This is a genomic window from Faecalibacterium sp. I3-3-33, from assembly GCF_023347295.1.
Lineage (GTDB): Bacteria > Bacillota > Clostridia > Oscillospirales > Ruminococcaceae > Faecalibacterium.
Map to the genome: position 1 here is coordinate 2,112,453 of NZ_CP094469.1, position 25,606 is coordinate 2,138,058.

Below are 25,606 nucleotides of genomic sequence, written 5' to 3' on the forward strand. Positions count from 1 at the left end.
TGCAGGAGCCGGGAGAATACAGCAGAAGGAAAACAAACAATCTTCTATTACAGGAGTTTATCTTATGAGCAACGTAAAAATGTTCTGCGATGCACTGCCCAACATCCCCTGGCAGGAAAAGCCCGCCGATGTTACCGCCCCGGTGTGGCGGTACAACGAGAACCCCATCATCGACCGCAACCCTGTGGAAGGGGTGGCACGCATCTTCAACAGTGCCGTGGTGCCCTACGAGGGCAAGTTCATCGGCGTGTTCCGTGGCGAACAGGTCGACGGCATCCCCTACATCTATCTGGGACGCAGCGAGGACGGCATCCACTGGAACTTTGACAAGGACAAGATCCCCTTCGTCAACGAAAAGGGCGAGCCGTTTATGCCGGTGTACGCCTACGATCCCCGTCTTGTGAAGGTGGAGGACACCTACTACATCATCTGGTGTCAGGACTTCTACGGTGCGTCCATTGGCATCGCCAAGACCACCGACTTCAAGACCTTTGTCCGCATCGAGAACCCCTTCATCCCCTTCAACCGCAACGCCGTGCTGTTCCCCCGCAAGATCAACGGCCTGTACACCCTGCTGAGCCGCCCGTCTGACAGCGGCCACACCCCCTTTGGTGACATCTTCCTGAGCCAGAGCCCGGATATGGAGTTCTGGGGCCGTCACCGCCATGTGATGAGCAAGGGCTCCAACTGGTGGGAGAGCGTGAAGATCGGCGGCGGTGCTGCCCCCATTGAGACCAGCGAGGGCTGGCTGCTGTTCTACCACGGCGTTACCGGCACCTGCAATGGCTTCGTCTACTCCATCGGCGGTGCCATTCTGGATAAGGACGAGCCCAGTAAGGTACTGTACCGCTGCGGCAACTTCCTGCTGACCCCGGAAAAGTGGTATGAGGAGCGCGGCTTCGTGCCCAACGTCTGCTTCCCCTGCGCCACCTTGCAGGATGCCGACACCGGCCGCATCGCTCTGTACTATGGCTGCGCCGACAGCTATGTCGGTCTGGCCTTCACCACCGTAGACGAGGTGGTGGATTACATCAAGACCCACGATAACGCAGGCCCCACCGATCACGAGGTGGGCATCCGCTAAACGTCAAGCGCAACCCTCTCTGTCAATGCTTCGCATCGCCATCTCTGCAAAAAGAGATTTTACGTCCCCTACCGGGCGCTGGCACGGCGCAAGCCGTGACCGAGAGGGTTTTACTTTGTACAGAAAGGAAGTTCTGTATTATGTCTTCCATCAAACAGGCAGCAGAAGAAATGCTGCTGCAAACCATCATTCCCTTCTGGAAAGGGCTGCGGGACGAGGAAAACGGCGGCTTTTACGGCTACATGGATTTTGACCTGAAGCTGGACAAACAGGCCGAAAAGGGCTGCATCCTGAACAGCCGCATTCTGTGGTTCTTCTCCGAGGCTGCCATGCTCACCGGCCGGGCAGACCTTGCCGAGGATGCCCGCCACGCCTACCAGTTCTTCCTGAAAAACTGCTACGACGAGGCAAACGGCGGTGTGTACTGGAGCTGCGATTACACCGGCAAGCCGCAGGACACCACCAAGCACACCTACAATCAGGGCTTTGCCATCTATGCCCTTTCCGCTTACTACCGGCTGACCAAAGACCCCGTTGCGCTGACCTACGCAAAAAAGATCTTTCATCTCATCGAGCAGCACTGCACCGACAGCGAGGGCTATCTGGAGGCCTTTACCATCGACTGGAAGCCGGAGAGCAACGAAAAGCTCTCCGAAAACGGTGTCATGGCGGCAAAGACCATGAACACCCTGCTCCATGTGTTCGAGGGTTACGCCGGGCTTTATCAGGCAAGCCGTGACCCGGAGGTGGAAAAGGCCCTGCGCCGCATCCTTGATATCTACGAGCACAAAATTTACAGCCCGGAGCTGCACCGGCAGCTGGTGTTCTTTGACCAGCACTACAACTCCATCATCGACCTGTACAGCTACGGCCACGATATCGAGTCCAGCTGGCTCATCGACTGGGGCTGCGATTTACTGGGCGATGCAGCGCTTTCCAAACGCATCCACACCATCAACTCCGACCTTGCCGCCCACATCTACAAGGAAGCTTACATTGACCACTCGGTGGTCAACGAGTGCGACCGCGGCAAGGTGAACACCACCCGTGTGTGGTGGGTGCAGGCCGAAAGCGTGCTGGGCTTCGTGAACGAATACAACAAGAGCGGCGATGCAAAATACCGCGATGCCGCCGCCGATATTTACCACTACATCTGCAACGTGATGGTGGACAAACGCCCCGGCAGTGAATGGTTCTGGGAGGTGGACGCAGACGGAAAACCGTCCAGCCGCAAACCCATCCTTGAGCCGTGGAAGTGCCCCTACCACAACGGCAGAATGTGCATGGAACTGATAAGGAGGAACCCCGATGTCACAGTCTAAACTCCATCCCGAATACCTGCGCCAGAAGGCTTTGCAGGATGCCTACCTGGCCCGCAAAAACAAAAAGACCGATTTCTACAACGGCATCTACGACCGGTGGGAAAACCCGGTGCTGACCCGCGAATCCATCCCGCTGAGCTGGCGGTTCGACCTGAACCCGGAGACGAACCCCCACTTTATGGAGCGTCTGGGCGTGAACGCCGTGTTCAACTCCGGTGCCATCAAGCTGAACGGCAAGTATTACCTTGTGGCACGCATTGAGGGCAACGACCGCAAGAGCTTTTTCGGCGTGGCAGAAAGCGACAGCCCGGTGGAGGGCTTCCACTTCTGGGAAAAGCCCATCCTGCTGCCGGACACCTGCCCGGAGGAGACCAACGTCTACGATATGCGCCTGACCCAGCACGAGGACGGCTGGATCTACGGCGTGTTCTGCTCCGAGAGCAAGGACAACAGCGTGAATGACCTGTCCGCTGCCGTGGCTGCCGCAGGCATCGTCCGCACCAAAGACCTCAAAACTTGGGAGCGTCTGCCGAACCTTGTCACCAAGCGCAGCCCCCAGCAGCGCAATGTGGATCTGCTGCCGGAGTTCGTCAACGGCAAATACGCCTTCTACACTCGCCCCATGGATGACTTCATCGACACCGGTTCCGGCGGCGGCGTAGGCTTTGGTCTGTGCGAGGACATCACCCACGCCGTCATTGACGAGGAGATCATCACCAGCCCCCGCCGCTACCACACCATCACCGAGGCAAAGAACGGCGAGGGTGCTACCCCCATCAAGACCGAAAAAGGCTGGCTGCACATTGCCCACGGCGTGCGGAATACCGCCGCTGGGCTGCGGTACGTTATTTATGTATTCGTCACCGCACTGGACGACCCCAGCAAGATAATCGCAGAGCCCTCCGGCTTCCTGATCGCTCCCCGCGACTGGGAGCGTGTGGGCGATGTCTCCAACGTGGTCTTTACCAACGGCGCGATTGCAGACGATGACGGAAGCGTGTATATTTATTATGCAGCCAGCGACACCCGTCTCCATGTGGCTTCCACCACCATTGACAAGCTGCTGGACTTCGCCTTCAACACCCCCGCCGACCCGCTGCGCAGCGTGGACTGCGTAAAGCAGCGGTGCGCCCTCATCGACAAAAATCTGGAGTACCTCAAGAGCATCGGCGAGTAAACCGCCCCTCTGAGACCTCCACCCGAAAGGAAACGCCATGAAAAAGACCAACATCGATAGCCCCTTCTACCGCACTATGGGGAAGATCGGCGATCTGCTTTTTGCCAACCTTCTGTGGCTGGTGTGCTGTTTGCCCATCGTCACCGCCGGAGCCTCCACCCTGGGGCTGTTCACGGTGGTGAACAAGATGGCGGCAAAGGAGGACTACACCGTCCATACCGACTTTTTCAAGGCGTTCAAGCGGGATTTTAAGCAATCTACTGCCCTGTGGCTGGTGCTTTTGCTGGCAGGCTTTGCCGCCCTCACCGGGCTGCGCACCGCCACCGCACAGGACACCCCCAGCACCGGCATTCTGGCGGCAGCGTCCTTTCTGCTGCTGGTGCTGGCGGGCTGCTGCGGCAGCTGGGGCTTTGCCCTGCTGGCACGGTTCACCTATTCCGGCGTTCTGCCGGTGCTGGCGGACAGTGGCCGCATGACCCTTGCAAACCTGCTGCCCACTGTGGGGAATCTGGCTTTTCTGGCGTGGTTTCCGCTGCTGGCAAAAGCCGCCCCTGCGTGGTTCGTCTATCTGCTGCCCCTGTGGCTGCTCATCGGCGGCGCAGGTTCTGCCCTTGGCATGGCAAGCCTGATGCGCCCCGCCTTTGCTCAGCTGGAAAAAGCCGGGCGCAAGGAAGAGGAACCGGAAGAAGAACCTGACACGGAGGACAGCGTGCAATGATCGTCTGCACCGAAACTGTCCTTATTTGAAGAAAGTGTGATTTCATGGAAGAAAAAGTAAAACAGCAGTATGACCGCTGGCTTTCCCAGCCCGGGATGCCTGCCGACCTTGCCGATGAACTGAACAGCATTGCAGGCAACGAGGATTCCATCACCGACCGCTTTTACCGGGAGCTGGAATTCGGCACCGGCGGTCTGCGGGGTGTCATCGGCGCAGGCACCAACCGGATGAACGTCTACAACATCCGCAAGGCAACCCAGGGGCTTGCCAACTACCTGAACGCCTCCGACCTGCCCAAGAAGGTGGCCATCGGCTACGACAGCCGCATCAAGAGCGACGTGTTCGCAAAAGAAACGGCGGCAGTTCTGGCTGCTAACGGCATCAAGGCGTACATCTACCCCCGTCTGGAGCCCACCCCGGCACTGAGCTGGGCGGTGCGGTACTACGGCTGCGGTGCAGGTGTGTGCGTCACCGCCAGCCACAACCCCGCCAAGTACAACGGCTACAAGGTCTACGGCGCAGACGGCTGCCAGATCACCCTTGAGGTGGCAGCAAAGATCCTTGCCGCCATTGAAGCAGTAGACTGCTTTGCCGTACAGCCTGCGGACTTTGACGCAGCCCTTGCCGAGGGCAAGATCGAATACAGCAGCGAGAAATGTCTGGACGACTTTGTGGATGCCGTCTACGCCCAGCGGGTCGGTGATGGTGCAGGCACCGCCGACCTGAAGCTGGTGTACACTCCGCTGAACGGCTCCGGTCTGGAATGCGTGAAAAAGCTGCTGGCAAAGCTGGGCGTCACCCATGTGACCGTGGTGCCGGAGCAGGAAAAGCCGGACGGCAACTTCCCCACCTGCCCCTACCCGAACCCGGAGATCCGGGAAGCCATGCAGAAGGGTCTGGAGCTGTGCGACAAAGTGCACCCGGATCTTTTGCTGGGCACCGACCCGGATTGTGACCGCTGCGGCACCGCCGTGCCCGACGGCAAGGGCGGCTACCGGCTCATCACCGGCAACGAGATGGGCATCATCCTGCTGGACTACATCTGCCGCACCCGCAAGGCACTGGGCACCATGCCGGAGCATCCGGTGGCTGTGACCACCATCGTCTCCACCGATATGGCCACCCCGGTGGCGGCAAAGTACGGCGTGGAGCTGCGCCGCACCCTGACCGGCTTCAAGTTCATCGGCGAGCAGATCGGTCTGCTGGAAGCCGCAGGTGAAGCCGACCGCTACATCTTTGGCTTTGAGGAGAGCTACGGCTACCTGTCCGGTGCCCACGTCCGGGACAAGGACGCCGTCAACGCTACCCTGCTGGTGTGCGAAGCCGCTGCATGGTACGCAAAGCAGGGCATGACCCTGCTGGATGCCATCAATAAGCTGTACGCCGAGTTTGGCTGCTACCGCAACGCCCTGCACAGCTTCGCTTTTGAGGGCGAAAGCGGAATGCACACCATGGATGCCATCATGAAGCAGCTGCGCCAGACTCCGCCCACCGCTATCGGCGGCATGGCCGTGGAAAGCGTAGTGGACTACAACACCGCCGGCACCGGACTGCCCAAGGCAAACGTGCTGGAGTTCCGTCTGGCGGGCGGTGCCAAGCTGATGGTGCGCCCCTCCGGCACTGAGCCGAAGATCAAGGTGTATCTCTCTGCCGTTGCCACCACCGAAGAAGCAGCCGATGCCATCAATGACACCCTTGGCAAAGCTGCCGCTGCCCTGTTGAAAGCATAATCCCCTGCAAACTGGCTGCCTCGTTCCTGCCGAAAAATGGACGGGGCAGCTTTTTTGCACCCTTTTTTCGGAAAAATCGCCTTTTTGTGTTCAATTTCAGGCATATCGGAGGTATATAAAATGAAAACGATTCAACTTACTCCCAGCTGCAAAGACTACCTCTGGGGCGGCGAAAAGCTGCGCACCGAGTACGGCATCCAGAGCGAATCACACCCCCTGAGCGAGGCGTGGATGCTGTCCTGCCACCCGGACGGCCCCAGCTACCTGCCGGACGGCTCCACCTTCCAGCAGTACATCAACACGCATCCCGGCTGCCTTGGCACCCACTGCGAAAAGTTCAGCGAGTTCCCCGTTCTGGCAAAGCTCATTGATGCCAAAAAAGACCTGTCCATTCAGGTGCACCCCTCCAATGAATACGCTTTGGAGCACGAGCACCAGTACGGCAAGACCGAGATGTGGTATGTGCTGGAAGCAGAGCCGGGTGCCTCCCTCTACTACGGCTTCACCCATGAGATCAGCAAGGAGGAGTTTGAACGCCGCATTCAGGATAACACTCTGACCGACGTGCTGAACGCTGTGCCGGTGCACAAGGGAGACTGCTTCTTCATCCCCTCCGGCACGCTGCACGCCATCCGAAAGGGCATCGTGGTGGCAGAGATCCAGCAGAACTCCAACGTCACCTACCGCATCTACGACTACGGCCGTCTGGGCGCAGATGGCAAACCCCGGCAGCTGCACATCCCGCAGGCGCTGGATGTTACCCTCCGGGAGCCGCCGAAAGCGCAGGACTTCCACGGTCATCTGGCGCAGTGTGATTACTTCACGGTAGATGCCGTAGAGGGTGGCTTTGAGGATGTCTGCGACGAGACCTCCTTCACCTCTCTGCTGGTACTGGAAGGCAAGGGCACCCTGACCGAGACCGCCACCGGCGAAAGCCTGCCCATCCGCAAGGGCGAGAGTTTATTTGTCCCCGCAGGCACGGGGGCGTATACTGTAAGCGGCACAGACCTCAAGTGCCTGCGTACCCGGGTGTAAATAAAGCATGAAAAATTCCCGGGCAGTCTGCCGCTGCCCGGGAATTTGTGCTATGATAGATGCAGAAAAGCAGACGAAAAGAGGACACAGCCATGGCATCCTACCGCTACGAACGGGACATCAAACCCGAAGACCTGATCCAAGAAACGCCCCCTCCCCTGACCCCGGCGCAGCAGCGTGCCAACTGGTGGCACTACCACTGGTATTATGTGGTGCTGATCGCTGCTGCCCTGCTGGCGGTGGGGTATTTTGTGTGGAGCCGCATCACACAGGTAAAACCGGATTACACGGTAGCCGTCGTGGGCCGCATGGACCCAGATGCAGCGTTTTTGTCCGAGCTGGAAACGAAGCTGGAAGCTGTGGCCGATGATGTGAACGGGGACGGAAAAATCAAGGTCAACGTCAAAAGCATCTGGCTTGCACTGGGTTACGACAGACAGGACACCTCCCTGCGCAAGCTGATGGAGTCCAGCGAGGACAAACTCAACTCAGACTTTTACCTGTGTGAAAGCATAATCTTCATCGTGGATGACCCGGCAGCGATGGAGCAGAAATACGGCTGCTTCCGTCGGCTGGACGGCACCGACCCGCAGGAGGGCGACCGGGTAAGCGTTGCCGACTTTGCCGTTCCGCTGGAGGACACCGCCCTTGCCGGAACGCAGAGTGAAAGCGGCGCAGAATGGTATGTGGCACGACGTCTGAGTGAAGGCGTGGACGCGGATATGCTTGCCGTAGGGAATGCGCTGTGGGAAAGGCTCATGTGATTTTGAAGGTCGGCAATTGATTTGCTGAATTCATGGAAAGTCTTACTTCTACCACTTTATCGCAATAAATTTTGCAAAATCATCTTGACGCACCCATGCTCCCATGATACCCTTTATTCCAAATCCTGCTGGCAAAAGTGGTTGGTTATCACCGTGAGACCCACCACTTCCGTGAGGAAAAGTCCACGAAAGAACTTACCGCCCCGCAACACACCCGATTCATTTTGCCGCCGATTCACCCGACAAAATCCATCGCTGCGCTGCATGGGCGGTATTTTTCTTTTATAGGTAACGCACCTTGAAAATTTCATGAGTCGATCGGACGTGATACCGACTTTTCGTCAACGCCGCTGCACAAACAGGGGTAGGAACTTCGTTCGGAGCAAACGGTGATCAACATACACGAGCAGCGGAACTCTCTACTTATTTTTGCGCCTTAACAATTCGGAAACAATTACCCAGAAACAGTTTTGAGCGCAGCGGTAGAGGGCAAGCTGCTCTCTCCTTTGATCGTGTGGAACAACACCCTTGTTGACGGACACAATCGTTATGAAATCGTTCAGGAACATCCCGAAATCTCCTTCTCCACGATGCCGCTCCCCTTTGAAAGCCGGGAAGAAGTCCTTGCATGGATTTGCAAAAACCAGTTGGGACAGCGCAATTTAACCCCGGAACAGAAAAAGTTCCTAATTGGAAAACAGTACAGTGTGGAACATCGGAAGCCCGGTGGAAACGGCAACAGCCAGCACACGACTGCTGCCAAGAAAACCGCCCCGGAGGAATCGAGCATCCGCAAGCAGATTGCAGAGCGGAACAGGCTCATCATGCAAACAACGAAAAACAGGAAGTTCCCACTGGGGAACTCCCTGTTGTACATATCGCTATTGTCTGTGGCTTTTGGCAGGGTGCGTCCGCAGGGGCGCACCCTATTTTTGTTTCATCGTGGTTGGGTGTACATCAAACCGCATCACCGCAACTCCTTATAGGTTTCTTCCGGCACCGGCTCGCACCACTCGTTAGAGGTGCCTTCGCCGGGTACTTCCACTGCCAGATGAGAGAACCAGCAATCGGATGCAGCACCGTGCCAGTGCTTGACCTCCGGGGGAATGTTCACCACATCGCCCGGATGCAGCTCCAGCGGAGCTTTGCCCCATTCCTGATAGTAGCCCCGGCCTGCCACGCAGACAAGGATCTGCCCGCCACCCTTTGCGGCATGATGGATGTGCCAGTTGTTCCGGCAGCCCGGCTCAAAGGTGACGTTGTAAATGCCAACCTGTGCTGTGGACAAGGGTGCCAGATAGCTTTTTCCGCTGAAATATGGTGCAAAACCGTCGTTGGATGCACCGATGGGGAACACCATTTCACTCTGGTGCTTTGCCTTGGCATCCTCTGCAGCGTCCTCTGCCCAGACTTCCTTGGCCATACGGAAAGCCGCCCACGCCTTGGGCCAACCTACATAAAACGCTGCATGGGTCAGGATCTCTGCAATCTCACACCGGGTAATACCGTTGTTTTTCGCTGCCGTCAGGTGATACCGAAACGAGGAGTCCGTCAGTCCCTGCGCCATCAGTGCCACCACCGTCACAAGGCTGCGGTCCCGGATGGAGAGTTTATCCTCTCGACTCCACACCTGCCCGAATAGTACCTCATCGTTAAGTTCTGCAAATTTTGGTGCAAATTCGCCCAGAGCATCCCGCCCTGCTGTCTGTTTCACTGCCATTATACGTTCCTCCCCATCTCGTAAGCCTGTGCCATTGCAGAGGTGTTTCGCACCGCACCCGGCTCGTAAACGCCACCTGCTACAAGGACTCCCTTTTCCACGGCACCTTCCACACAGTCTGCATAGCCCCGGAAGCAGGCCAGCGTAGTGTCCGCAGAGGCTTTTTCCTCGTCTGCCATGGTGGTGATGTAGTAGAATTCCTTGCCTTTGACCTCAAGCCACCGTGCCACGGTACGGTCGATCACTGTCTTCAACTGGGCACTGATGGAGTAGAAGTATACCGGGCTTGCCAGCACAATGACATCGGCATCGATCATCTTTTGCAGGATGTCTGCCATATCATCCTTGTGGACGCAGGCTCCACCGTGGGTGCTGCAGTAGTAGCAGCCGGAACAGGGAGCCACCTTTTTCTCAGCGACCCGGATCTTTTCTGCTTTGTGCCCGGCATCCTGCGCTCCACGCAGAAATTCGTCGCATAGAATATCAGAGTTGCCGCCCTTCCGTGGACTGCCAGACAAAATCAATACCTTCTTGCTCATAGGAACCTCCTTGACAGCGGAGTGCATCCGCATTATGATGTTGATAAAGTTTGATTTTATCATACAACTTAAAGCGCACTTTAAGTCAAGGGCTTTTTGAAAAAACGGAGGTTTCAGATGATCTATACCGTAGGTGAAATGGCACAAAAGCTGGGCGTACCTGCCTCCACCCTGCGCTACTACGACAAAGAAGGGTTACTTCCCTTTGTGGAGCGTTCCTCCGGCGGTATTCGGATGTTCCGGGAAAACGACTTCGAGTGGCTGCAGGTCATCCGCTGCATGAAAAAAGCCGGAATGTCCATCAAGAATATCCGGCAGTATATTGAGCTTTCCATGCAGGGAGACGACACCATTGACACCCGGCTGGAAATGTTCCGGCATCAGCGCGAGGTGCTCACCCAGCAGATCCAGCAGTTACAGCATACGCTGGAGACCGTGGAGTATAAATGCTGGTTCTATGAAGCCGCCAAAGCCGCTGGGACAGTGGATGTCCCCGGTGCGATGACCGATGCGGACGTGCCGGAGCAGTTTCGTGCCATCCGACAGGAGCTGCGGGGACAGAAGATGCCGAATATCGAAAGATAAGAAATGCCGTTCCAGTTGCTTTTGGAACGGCATTTCTCTTAATCTTCTGACCTATGGCTCCCGGCCACTTTCTTCAAATATTCCTTCGGATCGCCATTCAGAATCAAATCGGCATAGCCAAGCGGGTCATTATAGATGAGGTAATCCAATTCTGCCCTCTGTGCCATGGTAACGTCCAGCGCATCCTCGACCCCGGTACAGTCGATGGAGATCATCCTCCCATCCCGGAGCAGCAGCTCCACGCAGCCAGTGTCCATGTTGAATTTGCAGGCTCTTGCATCGTACTTCATGTTTGTGTCCTTTCTGCCTTACAGCACTCTTACAGTGGTCTGTCGTGCTTTCTTATGATAAGGTCTAGGACGTTTCTCGATGGAAGCAAGGGATTCGTTCTGTTTTCCGAAGAATACAAAAAATCCGAACCCTTCTCCTATCGGAAAAAAGTTCGGATTTTGTTGTTGTGGTGCACCTCCAGGGACTCGAACCCTGGGCCCACTGATTAAGAGAAACCAACGTGCAACAATCGTCAATTTTCCAAATCACGCAGTTTCGTTGTTTTTTGCGTTTTGTCGTGATTTTATACTTTTTATCCTTTGCATTGTCTGCACACAATGTTCTGTCTTGCATCTGTTATCCAGCTATTCCGGTGTGCAAAAAGTGTGCAAAAATGTGCAGAGCCAAAATCAACCCCTTAAAACAGGTATCGGATTTTTATGCAATGGGGTGAAAACAGGTCTGTTTCATCCGGCGAAAGGCACACTCTATATCACCAATTTATACCACACATCAAATGTACATCAACAATTTGATTCTTGGCAGGGATATGGACAATCGAACTGACACCACCTTATATAAAAGGAGTTTTCCCATGAACAAACTGCTTTCCTGCCGCTACAACATGGACACTAACCGGGTAGAAGCCCGGTTCGCTGATGGCTCTGCCGTTGCCATCGACTGCGTCGCCATCGAGGACAAGTACGGCAACACCCCGAAACAACGGGCAGAACTTGACTGGCTGCTGTACAACAAGCCCCTGGAGTATGCCCAGCTCGTGCTGGGAGGAGAGATGGAGCACTATCTCTCGCTGGGATGCGACCACGGCAGGCTGGAAGATTAAGTCCCTATAAAGAGAACACGGTGCCCACCGACCTATGGTTTGCCATAAGCTGGTAGCATCGCTTCTTATCCATAAGCAACTCGCTCTTTTCGGCTAACGCTTTTTTGTAAATGTTTCCCTTGCAGAATCTCTCCAGATTCTCTATAATAAGAAAGAGCTTTATAAATCTTCTTTCAAATGTTGAATCTGCTCTTGGAGGTGAGTGAGCCCATGACCGGCAGCGGCGCAAATAACCGTGATGTTAAAAAAATCAACCGCATCCGAACGATTCGCAGCATTTTTTCCTGCGACCGAATCTCGCAGCCGGAGCTTGCGGCAAAAGTCAACAACAGCTGGCCGACCGTATTGCAGAATGTCAAAGAACTGATGGCGATGGGACTGGTGCAGGAGGTCGGCACCTTTGAATCCACCGGCGGGCGCAAGGCGAGAGCATTCGCTCCTGTACGGGATGCCAGACTTGCGGTCGGACTGGAGATTACCCAGAATCATGTCGGAGCAGTTCTGGTCGATCTGTCCGGTAACCTTCTCCGCTATGAGCGTAAAAAGCGTCTTTATGAGCGGTCGGACACCTATGCGGAAATGCTTGCCGGAATCGTGCAGGGGCTGATCGAAAAAGAGGGCTACCCGGTGGAAAAAATTCTGGGTGTCGGCATTTCGCTGCCCGGTATTCTGGACAAAGAGGGGCAGACATTGGTTTACTCTCATGCCTTGGGTCTGCGGAATGTTCCTACCGAAGAATTCAGCCGTTACATCCCGTTCTCCTGCCGGTTCATCAATGACGCGAACGCTGCCGGACTTGCTGAAGTGCGTGACCTCGAATCTCCCCGCAGCCTTGTCTACCTTTCTCTGAGCAACAGTGTCGGTGGTGCGATTCTGACCGGTGGAGCGCTCTATGGCGGCGACCATCTTCGTGCCGGAGAGTTCGGGCACAACACGCTCGTTCCCGATGGCCGCCCCTGCTACTGCGGAAAAAAGGGCTGTCTGGATGCCTATTGCTCTGCAAAAGTCCTCTCCCGACTGACTGACGGAAATCTTGCACTATTCTTTGATGGGTTGCGCTCTGGCGATGCAGCTTTGCAAACGGCATGGAATGAATACCTTTCTTACCTTGCTGTAGCAGTCAATAATCTGCGCATGACCTTCGACTGTGATGTAATTGTTGGCGGCTACATTGGCGGATTTCTGGCAGAGTTTGGCGAACCGCTCCGGGAAATGCTGGTCGAGCGTAATACGTTTGAGCCGGACAGTTCCTACCTGAAGTTCAGCCGCTATAAGCTGGAAGCCTCTGCGCTGGGAGCCGCTCTGCTCCATATCGAAGCCTTCATTCAGAACCTATAAACCTTCCCATCGAGGACGGCACCTGCCGTCCTCGATTTTTTGCACAATTCCGCCGCTTTTTCCTTGTGCAGTTCTCCGAATCCGCGAAAAAGGGCTTGACTTTGGTTGTGCGGTGTGTTAATTTGTAGTCACATTCATAAACACTTTATAAAAGTTAATAAGCAAATAAAAACGGAGGTCATCTTATGAAAGGCACAATGAAAGTTGCAGTCATGAACGGCATCGGCAAGATGGGCTACACCACCCGCCCGATCCCCACACCCAAAGAGGACGAAGTTCTGGTCAAGCTGGAATACGTTGGCATCTGCGGCAGCGATATGCACTACTATGAAACGGGTGCGATCGGCAATTATGTAGTCAAGCCGCCGTTCGTGCTGGGCCACGAGCCGGGCGGCACAGTCGTGGAAGTTGGCAGTGCTGTCAAGCATCTGAAAGTCGGCGACCGCGTTGCGCTGGAGCCGGGCAAGACCTGCGGTCACTGCAAGTTCTGCCGTGAGGGCAAATACAACCTCTGCCCGGATGTCGTGTTCTTCGCTACTCCGCCGGTAGACGGTGTTTTTCAGGAGTATGTGGCCCATGAAGCAAACCTCTGCTTCAAGCTGCCGGACAACGTAAGCACCATGGAAGGTGCGCTGATCGAGCCTCTGGCTGTTGGTTTCCACGCAGCCAATCAGGGCGGTGCTCATGCCGGTCAGACTGCGGTGGTCATGGGTGCAGGCTGCATTGGTCTGGTCTCCATGATGGCGCTGAAAGCCGAGGGTGTTTCCCGTGTTTACGTTGTGGATATCATGCAGAAGCGTCTGGATAAGGCTCTTGAACTGGGTGCAGACGGTGTGATCAACAGCCGCGAAAAGGATGCCGTCCAAACGATTCTCGACCTGACCGATGGTCTGGGCTGCGACCTCGTTATCGAGACTGCTGGTACAGAAATCACTACCCGCCAGGCCATTGAGATGGCGCAGAAGGGTGCAAACATCGTTCTGGTCGGTTACTCCAAATCCGGCGAGATGACCCTGCCTATGAGCCTTGCACTGGACAAGGAACTGACCTTCAAGACCGTGTTCCGTTATCGCCACATTTACCCCATGGCGATCGATGCCGTTGCTTCCGGCAAAATCAATCTGAAGGGTATTGTGACCAACATCTTTGACTTTGACGACATCCAGAATGCCATGGACAAGAGCATTTCGGACAAGGCCAACATCGTCAAAGCAGTGGTGAAGATTGCGGAGGAAACGAAGGTATGAGCTTTCCGCAGGTTCTGACCGGTGTGGCGCACATTGGCATCCCGACAAATGATCTCGACAAGACCATTGCATTTTACAAGAAGCTGGGGTTTGTTTCTGCGCTGGAAACGGTGAACAAAGCCGCCGGGGAGCGCGTTGCGTTTCTTCAGCTTGGCGATCTGATGATCGAAACCTATGAAAACCATCGTGCGGCGGAAAAGGCCGGAGCAATCGACCATGTAGCTCTGGCAACGACCGATATCGAAGCCGCCTTTGCTGCAGCAAAAGAGGCAGGGATGCACCTGCTGCATTCCAGCATCCAGTCACTGCCGTTCTGGGAAAACGGTGTGCGCTTTTTCATGGTCGAAGGCCCGAATAAAGAGAGAATAGAGTTCTGCCAGAAATTATAAGCATCGCGTCAAGAGGAGAAAGGAGCGCGCCGTATGAGTTACACAGCAGAGCCGAAACAGCAGGATACGAACATCAAAGTCCCTCTGATCAGTAAAATCGCTTACGGCATGGGCGATGTGGGCTGCAACTTCAGCTGGATGTTCGTTGGCAACTTCTTGATGATTTTTTACACCGATGTCTGCGGCATCAGCATGGCGGCAGTGTCCCTCCTGATGCTGGTCTCCCGCTTCTGGGATGCCATCAATGACCCCGTGATCGGTTCGCTGAGCGACCGCACCCGTTCCCGCTGGGGACGCTACCGTCCATGGCTGCTGTTCGGCGCACCGGCAACTGCTGTGGTGCTCGTGCTGACGTTCTGGGCGCACCCCGCATGGTCAGACAGTGCCAAGAGCCTGTATATGTACATTACTTACTGTGTACTGGTTCTGGGCTATACCTGCGTGAACATCCCTTATGGTACGCTCTGCGGCACCCTGACCCAGAACATCGAGGAGCGTGCGAAAATCAACACCTCCCGCTCCGTCTGTGCCATGATCGCCATCAATATCATCAACATCATCACCCTGCCTTTGATCTCTGCTTTTGGCGGTGATAATGCAGCACGGGGATATCTTCTGGTGACCGTCCTTTACGGCGGTATCTTCACCCTCTGTCACTGGTTCTGTTTCGCCAAAACCAAAGAGGTCGTCCAGCCCCCGGAGCGGGAAAAAGTCTCACTGAAAAAGCAGTTGGATGCAGCGCTTCAGAACAAGCCCTACCTGATTGCACTGGCGGGTCAGTTCCTGTTCGGTGTGACGCTGTATGGCCGCAATGCCGACCTGCTCTATTACTTCAAATATGTGGAAGGCAACGAGAATCTGTTTACCATCTACTCGATGATCCTGATCGTTCCCTCCATTCTGGGTGCTGCGGCATTCCCCTTCGTGTTTGAAAAGCTGGGCAACAAAGGGCACACTGCTTCCCTTTTCGCTGCCGGAACCGGCGTTTCCCTGATTGCGCTCTATTTCTTCAGTGCAGTTTCTTCTCCCATTCCGTTCTATACATTCGCTGCACTGTCCCAGTTCTTCTTCTGCGGATTCAATACCGCCATCTACGCCATCGTTCCCGACTGCGTGGAGTATGGCGAGTGGAAAACCGGTGTCCGCAACGATGGTTTCCAGTACGCATTCGTTTCACTGGGGAACAAGCTGGGCATGGCGATTGGAACCTCTGCGCTGGCTGGTGTGCTGAGTGCATTGAGTTTTGCCCCCAATCAGGTGCAGAATGCTGCCGTGCAGAATGCGATGCACTATGCATTCTCGCTGCTTCCCGGTGCGCTGTGGCTGGTAACAGCGATTGTCCTGTTCTTCTACCGAATCAGTAAGCGTTCGTATAACCAGATTATGTCCGAACTGAACGCTAAAAAAGCAGGTTGAGGTGATACCATGTTTGATGTTGTAGCTTTGGGAGAAAGCCTGATCGACTTTACCCCGAACGGAACCAATGCACAGGGCATCGAATTGTTTGCCCGGAATCCCGGCGGTGCACCCGCCAATGTCCTTGCCATGAATGCCCGTCTGGGCGGCAAAACAGCATTCATCGGAAAAGTCGGCAAAGACGGATTTGGCGATTTTCTCCGCCAGACCCTTGTGGAAAGCGGCATTGATGTGTCCGGTCTGGTGATCGACGAAAAGATTCCCACGACCCTTGCCTTCGTTCAGCTTGACAGCAAGGGAGACCGCTCCTTTACCTTTTACCGGAACCCCGGTGCCGATGTGATGCTGACTTCGGCAGAAGTCAACAGGAATCTGATCGACGATGCTGCCATCTTCCATTTCGGCTCTGTCTCTCTGACCGCCGACCCGAGCCGCACCGCCACGTTGGAAGCTGCGCGGTATGCACGGCAGCAGGGCAAGCTGGTCAGCTTTGACCCCAATTACCGTCCGCTTCTGTGGGAGCACCCGGCAGATGCCGTTGTCCAGATGCAGGAAGGTGTCAAGCTGGCGGATCTTCTGAAAGTTTCCGAGGAAGAAATGCAGCTTATCACAAACGAAAGCGACCTTGCCCGCGGCTCACAAGCCCTGCTCGAAATGGGGCCATCTCTTGTGCTGGTATCGCTGGGTGCAAAGGGTGCTTATTACCGGAACGCTGTGGGAGCAGGGCATCTTCCCACCTATGATGTGCCTACCGTGGACACGACTGGTGCAGGCGACGCTTTCATGGGCGCAATTCACTACCAGCTGCGAGGAAAAGATGCTGAGGATTTGCGTACCCTCCCTGCATTTGAGCTTGAAGAAATCGTCCGCTTCGGCAATGCAGCGGGCAGTCTGACCACGACAAAGGGCGGCGCAATCCCTGCAATGCCCTCCATGGTGGAAATTCAGAACTGCATTGCCTCTATCCCACTGCTGTAAAAGAAAGGATACCCTATGACAAAATTACAGATCAGAATGCGGCAGGTCGATCAGGTCAAGGAATTTGTAGATTTGCTGTCCAAATATCCCTATGAGATGGACTTAGTCTCCGGGCGATATACCATTGATGCCAAATCCCTGCTTGGCATTTACAGTCTCGACCTGAGCAATCCGCTTACCCTTGTGATTTATTCCGATTCTTGCGAAGAACTGCTGACACAGCTCCATGCGCTGCTCCCAGATTGCATCGTCTGATTTTCTACGCTTTTCTCCTTCTTCCATTTGCACCGTTCGGTTCTGGTTCTCCTTCACCAGAATCGGGCGGTGTTTTGATTTGTATAAGTCCTACTATCACCGCTTTACCACAATAAATTTTGCGAAACCATCTTGACGTGCCCTGCAATCCATGATACCCTTTATCGCAAATCCCACCAAATTTGTAGAAAAGTACAGAATGGCGAGGATTTATTCCCTATGAAGATTTTTACCGCCCCGCAACACCCGATCATTTTGCCGCCGATTCACCCGACAAAATTTTTCGCTTGTCTTGCAGGGCGGTTCTTTTCTTTTATGGGACAGGAACTGCAAACCTTTCACCAAACCATGACAAGGAGGCGACCCGAAGCGTGATCTATCGAGACAATTTGTTTCTCAACGCCAGATTCCAAGAGGCTGTTCAAGCTGCCCATGACCAAGATTGGCAAACCTTTGAAAAATATTCCTTCTACGATGCCAAGATGATGGAAGACCTGTTGTACAAATGCGAACATCTGATGCCTCTTGAAGTCAAATGTCGGTACGCCTTACAACATTATTACAGTCACGGCGATCATTCTCCCATCATTCGGAAGTATGTCCGCCGAGCCAAAATCATTCGTCCTGACAACTGGCGCAATGCTCTGCCAGAGAGTGTAAGAAATCTTGACACGTTCACTGTATATCGCGGCGGCATCGGCAGCATTGAGCGTGCGCCACTGTCCATTTCATGGTCACTCTCTTACGATGTTGCCGAATGGTTTGCACACCGCAGTGAACTCTTTTACCGTTGCCCTTGTCATGTGTATCAGGGAACGATCCACGCCGACAAGGTAATTGCGTATCTTCCTGAGCGCAGCGAATTTGAAATCATCCAACATCGGAATGTCAAAGACGTGCAGGAAATCACGCCGCTGAGAGGGTACAGTCCTCCATTCAATGCCTTCAAATCATCCAAAAAATGGGTTCACAATGAAGAGGAAAGCAACCGTTATTTCAATGAATGGTATCAATCGCAGAGCTGCTGAATTTTATGTTGCTTCAAATAATAAGTCCTACTATCACCGCTTTACCACAATAAATTTTGCAAAACCATCTTGACGCGCCCTGCAATCCATGATACCCTCTATCGCAAATCCCACCGAGCTTGTCGGGGCAATGCCCCTCCATCTTGCTTGCGCAAGACCGCTCTGCCGCTTAAAAGCCCCACTGGGGCTTTCATTGCTACGCAAACGCGGACTTTCAGAAAAGTACAGAACGGTGAGGGTTTATTCCCCATGAAGATTTTTACCGCCCCGCAACACACCCGATTTGTTTTGCCGCCGTTTCACCCGACAAAATTTTTCGCCTGTCTTGCAGGGCGGTATTTTTCTTTTGGGAAGCTGCACCTTGAATTCTTCATAAGCCGTCTGAACGAGATACTGCGCCATGACCTCACACTTTCTGTGGGCGAGCCGGACAACGCCGCTGCAAAACAGGGGCAGGAACTGCGTTCGGTGTGAACGGTGACCACGAGCAGGGGCTTTGCCTTTTCACACGTTTTGCTCTGCAAAATCTTCAACGTGCATTGCGGTTCGACTTCTGAAATTTTCAGTGTTGCACGGAAAGGGCGAAAGCAAGTATCGACCTGTGGCCACAAATTTTCAATGCTTGAAAAATTGCTGTCCACGCAGTCATCCTTGTTGGGGCAAGCGCTTGTCGGGGCAAAGCCCCTCCATCTGCTGTCGCAGACCGCGCTGCCACTTGAAAGCCCCACCGGGGCTTTCATTGCTTCGCAACCGTGGCCCTTCCCCAAACCCTGCTCCAGCTTCGCACCGTTGGTGCGAAAGCGGCGTGTCGCATTACATAGCCTTCTCCATCCCGGAGTGGGCATTTATCATTTTCACAGGAGGTCGAATATGGCTGAAATGAAAAGCCCGAACGTACACGCAAAGAAGAACCGCAATGACACGCCGCGAAAACGAAAGACACACATCATCAAAGTCAGGGTGACCGCAGAAGAAAAACTGCGGATCGCATACGCCTGCAAAGAACTCCACCTCACCCAATCCGAACTCGTCCGCCGCGTCCTGTACGGCGTGAATGTCAAGCACACCGTTGTGGTGGCGCAGGGCGGCGAGGATGCACTGGCGGCGCTTGCCGCCTTGTCTGCCCAGTGCAGCAAGGTAGGCAGCAACCTCAACCAGCTTGCACGGCATTTCAACTCTGGCGGCAAAGACACCGAGCAGCTCCGGGCGCAGATTCTGGAGGAACTGTCCGCACTCACGAACTTTCGGCTGAAAGCTGAAGAAACGGTTGGTGAACTGTATGGCAACCATCAAGCAATAATCCGGCTGCGCCGAATTGGCTGTAAAAAATCACTTCCGCGATTTTTTCTAATGTAAGCAGCCTGCGGCTGCAATCAGCATGACCTCGAAAAACTCTAACTACGCCGCCGCCGAAAGCTATCTCACCTTTCAGCACAACGAGTACACCGGTCTGCCCATTCTGGACGAGAAGGGCAGACCCAGACTGCGGGATTCGTACCTGCTCGACACCCTTGAGTGCGGCGAATCTTCGTTTGCTATGGCCTGCCTGATTGCCAATCGCAAGTACGGCAAGAACGGCGGGCGGGAGGACGTGAAGACCCACCATATATGGCGACATCCGCCAAAGCGGATGCTAATATATTCGTGCGCAGCACGCACCGCTGGCCATACGAAGTATATCATCAGCTTCGACCCGAAGGACGCAGTAGAGAACGGTCTGACCATGGAGCGGGCGCAAGCCCTTGGCTTGCAGTTCTGCAAGGAAAATTTCCCCGGTCATCCCGCCATCGTCTGCACCCACCCGGATGGGCACAACAGTGCCGGGAACATCCACGTCCACATCGTCATCGGCAGCTTGCGTGTCCGCACCGTGGAACGGCAGCCTTTCATGGACAAGCCGTGCGACTGGGAAGCGGGCAAAAAGCACCGCTGCACCTCTGCCATGCTCCGGCACCTCCGTGTCGCGGTCATGGAGATGTGCGAGCAAGCCGACCTGAACCAGATCAATCTGCTGGAAGCCCAAGGCGACCATGTTTCCGAGCGCGAGTATTGGGCGCAGCGGCGCGGACAACGCCGCCTCGACCATGCCAACGCCAAACTCGCCGCCGAAGGGCAGCAGCCCACCCAGACCGTCTACCAGACCGAGCTGGACAAGCTGCGAAAGCAGATCTACGCTTGCATTAGATACGAACTTCACGATAACTTTTTAAGAAAACTTCGTTTGCTTTCAATAGCTTTTCATAGTATTCACGATAAGAACTGCTCAATCGTCGCATAGCAGGGATAAAGACATCATTGTACCCGTTTTCTCGATTTAACTGTGCGAATAGTTCTTGAAGTCTGTAACCCGGAGTGTTTTTGTACGCGTCAGATGTTTTGACTTCCTTATACCGCTCAAACATCTCCCTATTATCTTTCAGATATTGCTCAGGGTCTTGTATAGCAGCAGCAACACTTGCAGCAGCTTTTTTTGACACGTCAACAAGATCAATGGTTTTCGCAGCATCGTCGAGATATTCTTTCAAATCATCCGGGATAACAATATTCACACCGTCTAAAAAATCAATTATCGTTTCAAATGCATCTTGCTGTTCGTCTGTTGCAACCCTCTCATTCAGGTACGGTGCAAAATGGAGACTGATAAATTTCCCGAAATATCCCGGAAAACAGTCAAGCAATCTTGAAAGAATAGAGCGCTTCGTTTCGAGCTGGCTCAATTGCGCCCGGGCATCCTCCCAATTCTGGTTTCTCGCAATCATGTGGAGTAATTGTTGTTTCGCTTGTATATCCGAAATTTCCAGTTCTTTCTTGTCGCATATAGTTTGAAAAGATAAACGGTCATTCTCTGCCAAAACCGTTTTAATGTCCGATACTGATATTCCAAGCCCGCGTAAAACTGCGATTTTGTTTAATTGGATAACATCATCCTCTGAAAACATCCTGTAACCATTTTCCATGATTTGAGGGCGAGTTAAGCCTTGTTCCTCATAATACTCAATCGCCTTTTTTGTAAGGCCACATCTCTTGCAGACTTCATTGATAAGCATATTATCACCTCCACTGGTATGATAAGCCCACCCCCAAGGGGACAGTCAATAGCTTTTTCAAAAATTTTCTTGATTGGGCAAGGTGTGTACGATATGTAATGCCATTTCCGCATTTTCTTTGTCCACAAATACTTCCGTGATATACTTCGGTTTTATACCCAGCGTTCCGATTCTTGCTTGATCGAACGCATTACGCCGATTGACATCTTTCGTTTTACAATAGAACTTGATTCCCGCGGTCGCCAACGCATCCGTAATGCGATTGCATTGGTAAGGATCAGAAACTGTTGCGATTTGCGATTTAAAAAACTGCTCTAACATAAACACCCCTCCTACCGGTCGTCTGAAAAGGATATAATTTCAAATATCTTTATTGGAATAACGTAATTTAATCTCAATTTATTTCGTTCGTCCATAAATTTCCAAAAGTTTGTGTGTCTGCACATGAATTTCCAGAAAATTTATAGCACAATCACAATGTTTTTCATTTGGATAAATCGATATAACCACTTCATCCGTGAAAGACCGTGACCCTGCCCGGGTGGATAACCCCTTTCTCACCGAAGAGTTGTCCGAGGAGCGTCCCGGCATCCTGCTGTGGATGCTGGAGGGGTTACACCGTCTGCTGGCGAATCGCTATCAGTTCACCATCAGCGAGCGCTCCATCCAGAACCTCGAAGCAGCCATGGCGGACAGCGACAACCTGACCCAGTTCATGCAGGCAACGGCGTATGTCCGCAAAAATTCCGCCAAACTGACCCGTGAGGACTTGAAAATCGCGCCCGAATCCCCTACAATGGAACGTCAGGAACTTGCAGTTCCATGCGAATTTTCTGTCAGAAATTCCATGGTAATTTCTGACGAAACTTCGGACCAAACCCCTGCCGTAGAACCTTCTGACCAGACCAGAAAAACCGTCCGACACGCCCCGCTCGTTTACCGGGTGGAGGAGATCGCCCAACTGTTGGCGATCTCCAACCGTGCTGCGTACAATCTGTGCAACACCACGAAAGACTTCAAGGTGATCCGCCTCGGTACCAGCATCCGGGTAAGCAAGCAGAGCTTCGATGATTGGTTTGCAGCAGTCTGAGGGAGGGAACATCTATGGCATCTATTATGCCGATGCCTGCCAAGGCAGGCAAAAATATATCCGCGCGCAGCGTACACTGCTAGGCATACGAAGTATGAAACGTGGCAACACGTATTCTGTCCGATACAACTACAAAGACCACAATGGCAAGCCCTGCAAAGGCTGGGAGACCTTCAAGACCAAGGCCGAAGCGCAGGAGCGCAAGATCACGGTGGAGAAGGAACTGCTGGACGGCACCTTCCTCGTGCCCGACACCATGACGGTCGAGGAGATGCTGTACAAGTGGATTCCCATTCAGTCCAGCAAGCACAAGTGGTCTCCCAAGACCTACACGCAATCCGTGGCGATGGTGCAGAACCTCATCGTGCCGTACATCGGCAAGCGGAAGGTGCAAGACCTCCGCACCTACGACATCGAGCAGTTCTACGCCACGCTGAGCCAGACCCCATGCGGTCAGTACGTTCACGGCGAGAAGCAGGAGCTTACGGAAAACCAGAAGAAGCGGCTGTTATCCAGTACGTCCATTCACGAAGTCCACACGCTCCTGAAAACTGCCTTTTCGTATGCCGTTGACTGGGATCTGATCCACAAGTCGCCTACTCCCCGTGAAGCCCCCAAGATCAACACCGAAGAACGCACCATCTGGGATGAGCGCACCATGTTGGCGGCGCTGCAGACCATCGAGAACCCTGCCCTGCATCTGGCGGTTCACATGAGCATGATCCTCTCCTTGCGAGAGGGTGAGATCCTCGGCTTGCAGCCGGGAGACCTCGATTTTGACGCAGCAAACGGACGGGGAACCATCTCGGTGAACAAAGCCCTGCAGCGTGCCGACAAGATCGCCTTGTCCAAGATTGATCCTACCCAGATCTACCACACCTTCCCGGACAGACGGGAGGGGAGCAAGTCCTCGCTGATCCTCAAGCGGACTAAGACCAAAAAGTCCAACCGCATCCTGTACATGACCAAGCCCTTGAAAGAGGAGCTTCTGGCATGGCTGGAAAAGATGAAGCAGGACGAGCAGAGCGCCCCGGAAAAGTACAGCAACTGCGGTCAGCTGTTCCGCTTACCAGACGGCTTACCCATTGCGCCAGAACTGCTGACCAAGTGGTATCGGCAATGGCGGTCAGCGCACCCGGAGTTCGAGCAGATCGTGTTCCATGGTCTGCGGCATTCCAGTGCCACCTACCAGCTCTTGCAGTCGGAGGGTGACTTCAAGTCGGTGCAGGGCAATACAGGCCACGCAACCGCCACCGTCCTGATGGACACCTACGCTCACACGCAGGACAAACCCCGGTTGGAGTTGACCGAGAAGATCGAAGCCGACTTCTACACGCAGGATGTGGCCGGTGCAAAGCCGCAGGAACCCCCGGAAAACAAAACGTCGGTGGCAACAAAAATCTCCGGCAGGGAGATCCTTGAAGCCATCCGGCTGATGGACGCAGACGAACGCAGAGAGTTGACGAGAGTTCTGTTTGCATAAAAGATTCACGTTTGCGAAGCAACAAAAGCCCCAGTGGGGCTTTTGAGTGACCGAACGGTCTTGCGCCAGCAAGATGGAGGGGCCTTGCCCCGACAAGTGACTTTTTATGCAAAGGAAAGCAGGCTGTGCAAACCTTGCGCAGAAAAGCCCCCGATTCGGGCAAATGTGCAAACGGTGTGCAGAAAGTGTGCAGCCGCTTTCCTACATAAAGAAAGAACGCCAAATCTTACGATTTGGCGTTCAATATCCGGTGCACCTCCAGGGACTCGAACCCTGGGCCCACTGATTAAGAGAGCAAGTCGCCGGTTCGTCTCAGTTTCTGGAAGTTTCGAGTTATCGTTATTTTTAATCAAAGCAACGTAATTTTTCACCCAGCAATTTCTGCACCCTTTATCCAATTTTGCAACGATTTGCACCCTCTGCACGTTTTGAAACCGTGCAAAATCCGTGCAGAAACCGTGCACTTACTCTCCGACAAATAAAATCACCCTATCCCCCATCGACTTGACGGCATTGGTTTGAGTGACCGCACGCCAAAAATCAAGTCTTGGAGGATACGACTATGACGAAATTGCTTTCCTGCCGCTACAGCATGGACACCAACCGGATGGAAACCCGGTTCGAGGACGGAACCTTTCTTTCCATCGACTGCATCGCTATCGAGGACGAATACGGTAACACCCCGGCACAGCGGGCGGAACTGGACTGGCTGTTGTACAACAAGCCCTTGGAGTATGCCCAGCTTGTGCTGGGTGGTGAGATTGAGCATTATCTCTCGCTCGGCTGTGACCATGGCAGGTTAGAAGATTGACCTTTAATTAAAATATTCCAAACAAACCAACAGCCCTCTACTTGCGATCATTGCAAATAGAGGGCTGTTGGTTTGTTAATAGTTATCAAGCTTTTCCACAACTTTTGTCGCCTATTTGTTCTTACTCATCTGCTTGAAAAAATTCCTGCTTCGTCCCGATAATATCTTCATAGTTGCTTTGAGTTACTGTGACTTCCAGATGATCTCCCTTATTTTCAATTTCTGCTTTTATATCATTTCCTCTGTCGTCTTTGCCGCTAAAGCTAAGAATCCCTGTTTCAGAATCGTAAGTTCCAATCGCGTTTTCGACATAAAGCAAATGGGTAACGCTATACTCGATCCTATATGTGCCATCATCTTCTTTAGTGATATTCAGAATTTCATCAAAATCATTACTATAATAGCCTTCCTCTGGCATTTGAAAATTCGCAGTATCATTATTGGTTAAATGCTCGTTTGATACTATATCACTAACATTTTTGTTTTCTACTTGTACTGAAGTGCTTTCAGTCGATGGTTCTTTATTTTCCTGAGATTGCCCACATCCAGCTAACCCCAAAACCATGCATAGCACAAACAGATAAATTACTTTTTTCATAGCATTCTTCTCCTTTATTCAATCTATTTTTGTCGATTTATTTGTTATCGCATTTTATCATACCATAATTATTAACTTTTCTGTTTAAATAACGAACTTCAAGCCTGATTTATTTCATCTGTCCACAATTTTTTTCAA

At 53.4% G+C, this 25,606-nt stretch carries 29 protein-coding genes and 1 pseudogene; 24 read left to right on the top strand and 6 right to left on the bottom strand.

The annotated features are described in order from the left end of the window. The first annotated feature begins 64 nt into the window (after positions 1 to 64). The 8 genes and pseudogenes from MTP39_RS09930 to MTP39_RS09965 all read left to right on the top strand — a co-directional run. A complete protein-coding gene (locus MTP39_RS09930) occupies positions 65 to 1,084 on the top strand; it encodes a glycoside hydrolase family 130 protein (RefSeq protein WP_249240413.1) in 1,020 nt (339 codons plus the stop codon). A 140-nt stretch (positions 1,085 to 1,224) separates the two neighbouring features. Beyond that, on the top strand, positions 1,225 to 2,406 hold the full coding sequence (locus tag MTP39_RS09935) for an AGE family epimerase/isomerase (RefSeq protein ID WP_249240414.1): 1,182 nt from the start codon (positions 1,225 to 1,227) through the stop codon (positions 2,404 to 2,406). Beyond that, positions 2,393 to 3,583, top strand: a complete 1,191-nt coding sequence (locus MTP39_RS09940; protein WP_249240415.1) for a glycoside hydrolase family 130 protein — start codon at positions 2,393 to 2,395, stop codon at positions 3,581 to 3,583. Before MTP39_RS09935 ends, MTP39_RS09940 begins: the two co-directional genes overlap by 14 nt. A gap of 37 nt (positions 3,584 to 3,620) precedes the next feature. Next, positions 3,621 to 4,301, top strand: coding sequence for a YesL family protein (locus tag MTP39_RS09945; RefSeq protein WP_249240416.1), 681 nt, complete (start codon positions 3,621 to 3,623; stop codon positions 4,299 to 4,301). A gap of 44 nt (positions 4,302 to 4,345) precedes the next feature. Then, positions 4,346 to 6,031 (top strand): phospho-sugar mutase, encoded by a 1,686-nt coding sequence (locus MTP39_RS09950; protein ID WP_249240417.1) that lies wholly within the window; start codon positions 4,346 to 4,348, stop codon positions 6,029 to 6,031. A gap of 120 nt (positions 6,032 to 6,151) precedes the next feature. Then, complete coding sequence (locus MTP39_RS09955) at positions 6,152 to 7,066, top strand: type I phosphomannose isomerase catalytic subunit (RefSeq protein ID WP_249240418.1); 915 nt, start codon at positions 6,152 to 6,154, stop codon at positions 7,064 to 7,066. A 92-nt stretch (positions 7,067 to 7,158) separates the two neighbouring features. Further along, positions 7,159 to 7,830, top strand: a complete 672-nt coding sequence (locus MTP39_RS09960) for a hypothetical protein (protein WP_249240419.1) — start codon at positions 7,159 to 7,161, stop codon at positions 7,828 to 7,830. Positions 7,831 to 8,300: 470 nt separating this feature from the next. Then, positions 8,301 to 8,586 (top strand): annotated as a pseudogene (locus tag MTP39_RS09965) (hypothetical protein); the annotation flags it as partial. Positions 8,587 to 8,797: 211 nt separating this feature from the next. Here the strand turns inward: MTP39_RS09965 and MTP39_RS09970 are convergent. Together MTP39_RS09970 and MTP39_RS09975 are read right to left on the bottom strand one after the other, a co-directional pair. Next, complete coding sequence (locus MTP39_RS09970; RefSeq protein ID WP_249240420.1) at positions 8,798 to 9,550, bottom strand: carboxymuconolactone decarboxylase family protein; 753 nt, start codon at positions 9,548 to 9,550, stop codon at positions 8,798 to 8,800. Next, a complete protein-coding gene (locus tag MTP39_RS09975) occupies positions 9,550 to 10,089 on the bottom strand; it encodes a flavodoxin family protein (protein ID WP_249240421.1) in 540 nt (179 codons plus the stop codon). The genes MTP39_RS09970 and MTP39_RS09975 overlap by 1 nt, the downstream gene beginning before the upstream one ends. A gap of 117 nt (positions 10,090 to 10,206) precedes the next feature. On the opposite strand from MTP39_RS09975, the gene MTP39_RS09980 reads away from it, so the two are divergent. Then, positions 10,207 to 10,674 carry a MerR family transcriptional regulator gene (locus tag MTP39_RS09980; RefSeq protein ID WP_249240422.1) on the top strand — a complete coding sequence of 156 codons (468 nt, stop codon included), beginning with the start codon at positions 10,207 to 10,209 and terminating at the stop codon, positions 10,672 to 10,674. A 38-nt stretch (positions 10,675 to 10,712) separates the two neighbouring features. On the opposite strand, the gene MTP39_RS09985 is transcribed toward MTP39_RS09980, so the two are convergent. Continuing rightward, the gene (locus MTP39_RS09985) at positions 10,713 to 10,964 is read right to left on the bottom strand and encodes a DUF6061 family protein (protein WP_249240423.1); all 252 of its coding nucleotides are present in this window, start codon (positions 10,962 to 10,964) and stop codon (positions 10,713 to 10,715) included. 575 nt (positions 10,965 to 11,539) lie between these two features. On the opposite strand from MTP39_RS09985, the gene MTP39_RS09990 reads away from it, so the two are divergent. The 12 genes from MTP39_RS09990 to MTP39_RS10045 all read left to right on the top strand — a co-directional run bounded on the left by MTP39_RS09990 (position 11,540) and on the right by MTP39_RS10045 (position 20,717). Continuing rightward, positions 11,540 to 11,788 carry a DUF6061 family protein gene (locus MTP39_RS09990; protein WP_249240424.1) on the top strand — a complete coding sequence of 83 codons (249 nt, stop codon included), beginning with the start codon at positions 11,540 to 11,542 and terminating at the stop codon, positions 11,786 to 11,788. 210 nt (positions 11,789 to 11,998) lie between these two features. Then, positions 11,999 to 13,126 (top strand): ROK family transcriptional regulator, encoded by a 1,128-nt coding sequence (locus MTP39_RS09995; RefSeq protein WP_249240425.1) that lies wholly within the window; start codon positions 11,999 to 12,001, stop codon positions 13,124 to 13,126. Between the two features lie 185 nt (positions 13,127 to 13,311). Then, entirely contained in the window at positions 13,312 to 14,373 is a 1,062-nt protein-coding gene (locus MTP39_RS10000) for an NAD(P)-dependent alcohol dehydrogenase (RefSeq protein WP_005940978.1), read from the top strand. Next, positions 14,370 to 14,762, top strand: a complete 393-nt coding sequence (locus MTP39_RS10005; RefSeq protein WP_117476342.1) for a VOC family protein — start codon at positions 14,370 to 14,372, stop codon at positions 14,760 to 14,762. Before MTP39_RS10000 ends, MTP39_RS10005 begins: the two co-directional genes overlap by 4 nt. A 33-nt stretch (positions 14,763 to 14,795) precedes the next feature. Continuing rightward, entirely contained in the window at positions 14,796 to 16,178 is a 1,383-nt protein-coding gene (locus tag MTP39_RS10010; protein ID WP_117530100.1) for an MFS transporter, read from the top strand. Positions 16,179 to 16,187: 9 nt separating this feature from the next. Continuing rightward, complete coding sequence (locus MTP39_RS10015) at positions 16,188 to 17,156, top strand: carbohydrate kinase family protein (protein ID WP_117476344.1); 969 nt, start codon at positions 16,188 to 16,190, stop codon at positions 17,154 to 17,156. 15 nt (positions 17,157 to 17,171) lie between these two features. Then, a complete protein-coding gene (locus tag MTP39_RS10020; protein ID WP_117476345.1) occupies positions 17,172 to 17,411 on the top strand; it encodes an HPr family phosphocarrier protein in 240 nt (79 codons plus the stop codon). A 219-nt stretch (positions 17,412 to 17,630) separates the two neighbouring features. Beyond that, positions 17,631 to 17,786 (top strand): hypothetical protein, encoded by a 156-nt coding sequence (locus MTP39_RS10025; protein WP_249240426.1) that lies wholly within the window; start codon positions 17,631 to 17,633, stop codon positions 17,784 to 17,786. Then, positions 17,783 to 18,439: a hypothetical protein gene (locus tag MTP39_RS10030; RefSeq protein WP_249240427.1), complete on the top strand. Its 657-nt coding sequence runs from the start codon at positions 17,783 to 17,785 to the stop codon at positions 18,437 to 18,439. The genes MTP39_RS10025 and MTP39_RS10030 overlap by 4 nt, the downstream gene beginning before the upstream one ends. A gap of 249 nt (positions 18,440 to 18,688) precedes the next feature. Beyond that, positions 18,689 to 18,913, top strand: coding sequence for a hypothetical protein (locus MTP39_RS10035; RefSeq protein WP_238078076.1), 225 nt, complete (start codon positions 18,689 to 18,691; stop codon positions 18,911 to 18,913). A gap of 396 nt (positions 18,914 to 19,309) precedes the next feature. Next, positions 19,310 to 19,795, top strand: a complete 486-nt coding sequence (locus MTP39_RS10040) for a plasmid mobilization protein (protein ID WP_117949981.1) — start codon at positions 19,310 to 19,312, stop codon at positions 19,793 to 19,795. A gap of 22 nt (positions 19,796 to 19,817) precedes the next feature. Further along, complete coding sequence (locus tag MTP39_RS10045; RefSeq protein WP_249240428.1) at positions 19,818 to 20,717, top strand: relaxase/mobilization nuclease domain-containing protein; 900 nt, start codon at positions 19,818 to 19,820, stop codon at positions 20,715 to 20,717. Here MTP39_RS10045 and MTP39_RS10050 read toward each other — a convergent pair. After that, positions 20,620 to 21,486 carry a MerR family transcriptional regulator gene (locus tag MTP39_RS10050; protein ID WP_249240429.1) on the bottom strand — a complete coding sequence of 289 codons (867 nt, stop codon included), beginning with the start codon at positions 21,484 to 21,486 and terminating at the stop codon, positions 20,620 to 20,622. The two genes, MTP39_RS10045 and MTP39_RS10050, sit on opposite strands and share 98 nt — an antisense overlap. Positions 21,487 to 21,543: 57 nt before the next feature. After that, positions 21,544 to 21,807 (bottom strand): hypothetical protein, encoded by a 264-nt coding sequence (locus tag MTP39_RS10055; protein WP_249240430.1) that lies wholly within the window; start codon positions 21,805 to 21,807, stop codon positions 21,544 to 21,546. Between the two features lie 394 nt (positions 21,808 to 22,201). Between MTP39_RS10055 and MTP39_RS10060 the strand changes: the two genes are divergently transcribed. The 3 genes from MTP39_RS10060 to MTP39_RS10070 all read left to right on the top strand — a co-directional run bounded on the left by MTP39_RS10060 (position 22,202) and on the right by MTP39_RS10070 (position 24,870). Then, positions 22,202 to 22,576, top strand: a complete 375-nt coding sequence (locus tag MTP39_RS10060; protein ID WP_249242055.1) for a helix-turn-helix domain-containing protein — start codon at positions 22,202 to 22,204, stop codon at positions 22,574 to 22,576. Between the two features lie 94 nt (positions 22,577 to 22,670). Then, the gene (locus MTP39_RS10065) at positions 22,671 to 24,059 is read left to right on the top strand and encodes a site-specific integrase (protein ID WP_249240431.1); all 1,389 of its coding nucleotides are present in this window, start codon (positions 22,671 to 22,673) and stop codon (positions 24,057 to 24,059) included. Positions 24,060 to 24,621: 562 nt separating this feature from the next. Next, the gene (locus MTP39_RS10070) at positions 24,622 to 24,870 is read left to right on the top strand and encodes a DUF6061 family protein (RefSeq protein ID WP_249240432.1); all 249 of its coding nucleotides are present in this window, start codon (positions 24,622 to 24,624) and stop codon (positions 24,868 to 24,870) included. Positions 24,871 to 24,991: 121 nt separating this feature from the next. Here MTP39_RS10070 and MTP39_RS10075 read toward each other — a convergent pair whose 3' ends face one another. Continuing rightward, on the bottom strand, positions 24,992 to 25,468 hold the full coding sequence (locus MTP39_RS10075) for a hypothetical protein (RefSeq protein ID WP_097772699.1): 477 nt from the start codon (positions 25,466 to 25,468) through the stop codon (positions 24,992 to 24,994). Positions 25,469 to 25,606: the final 138 nt, after the last annotated feature.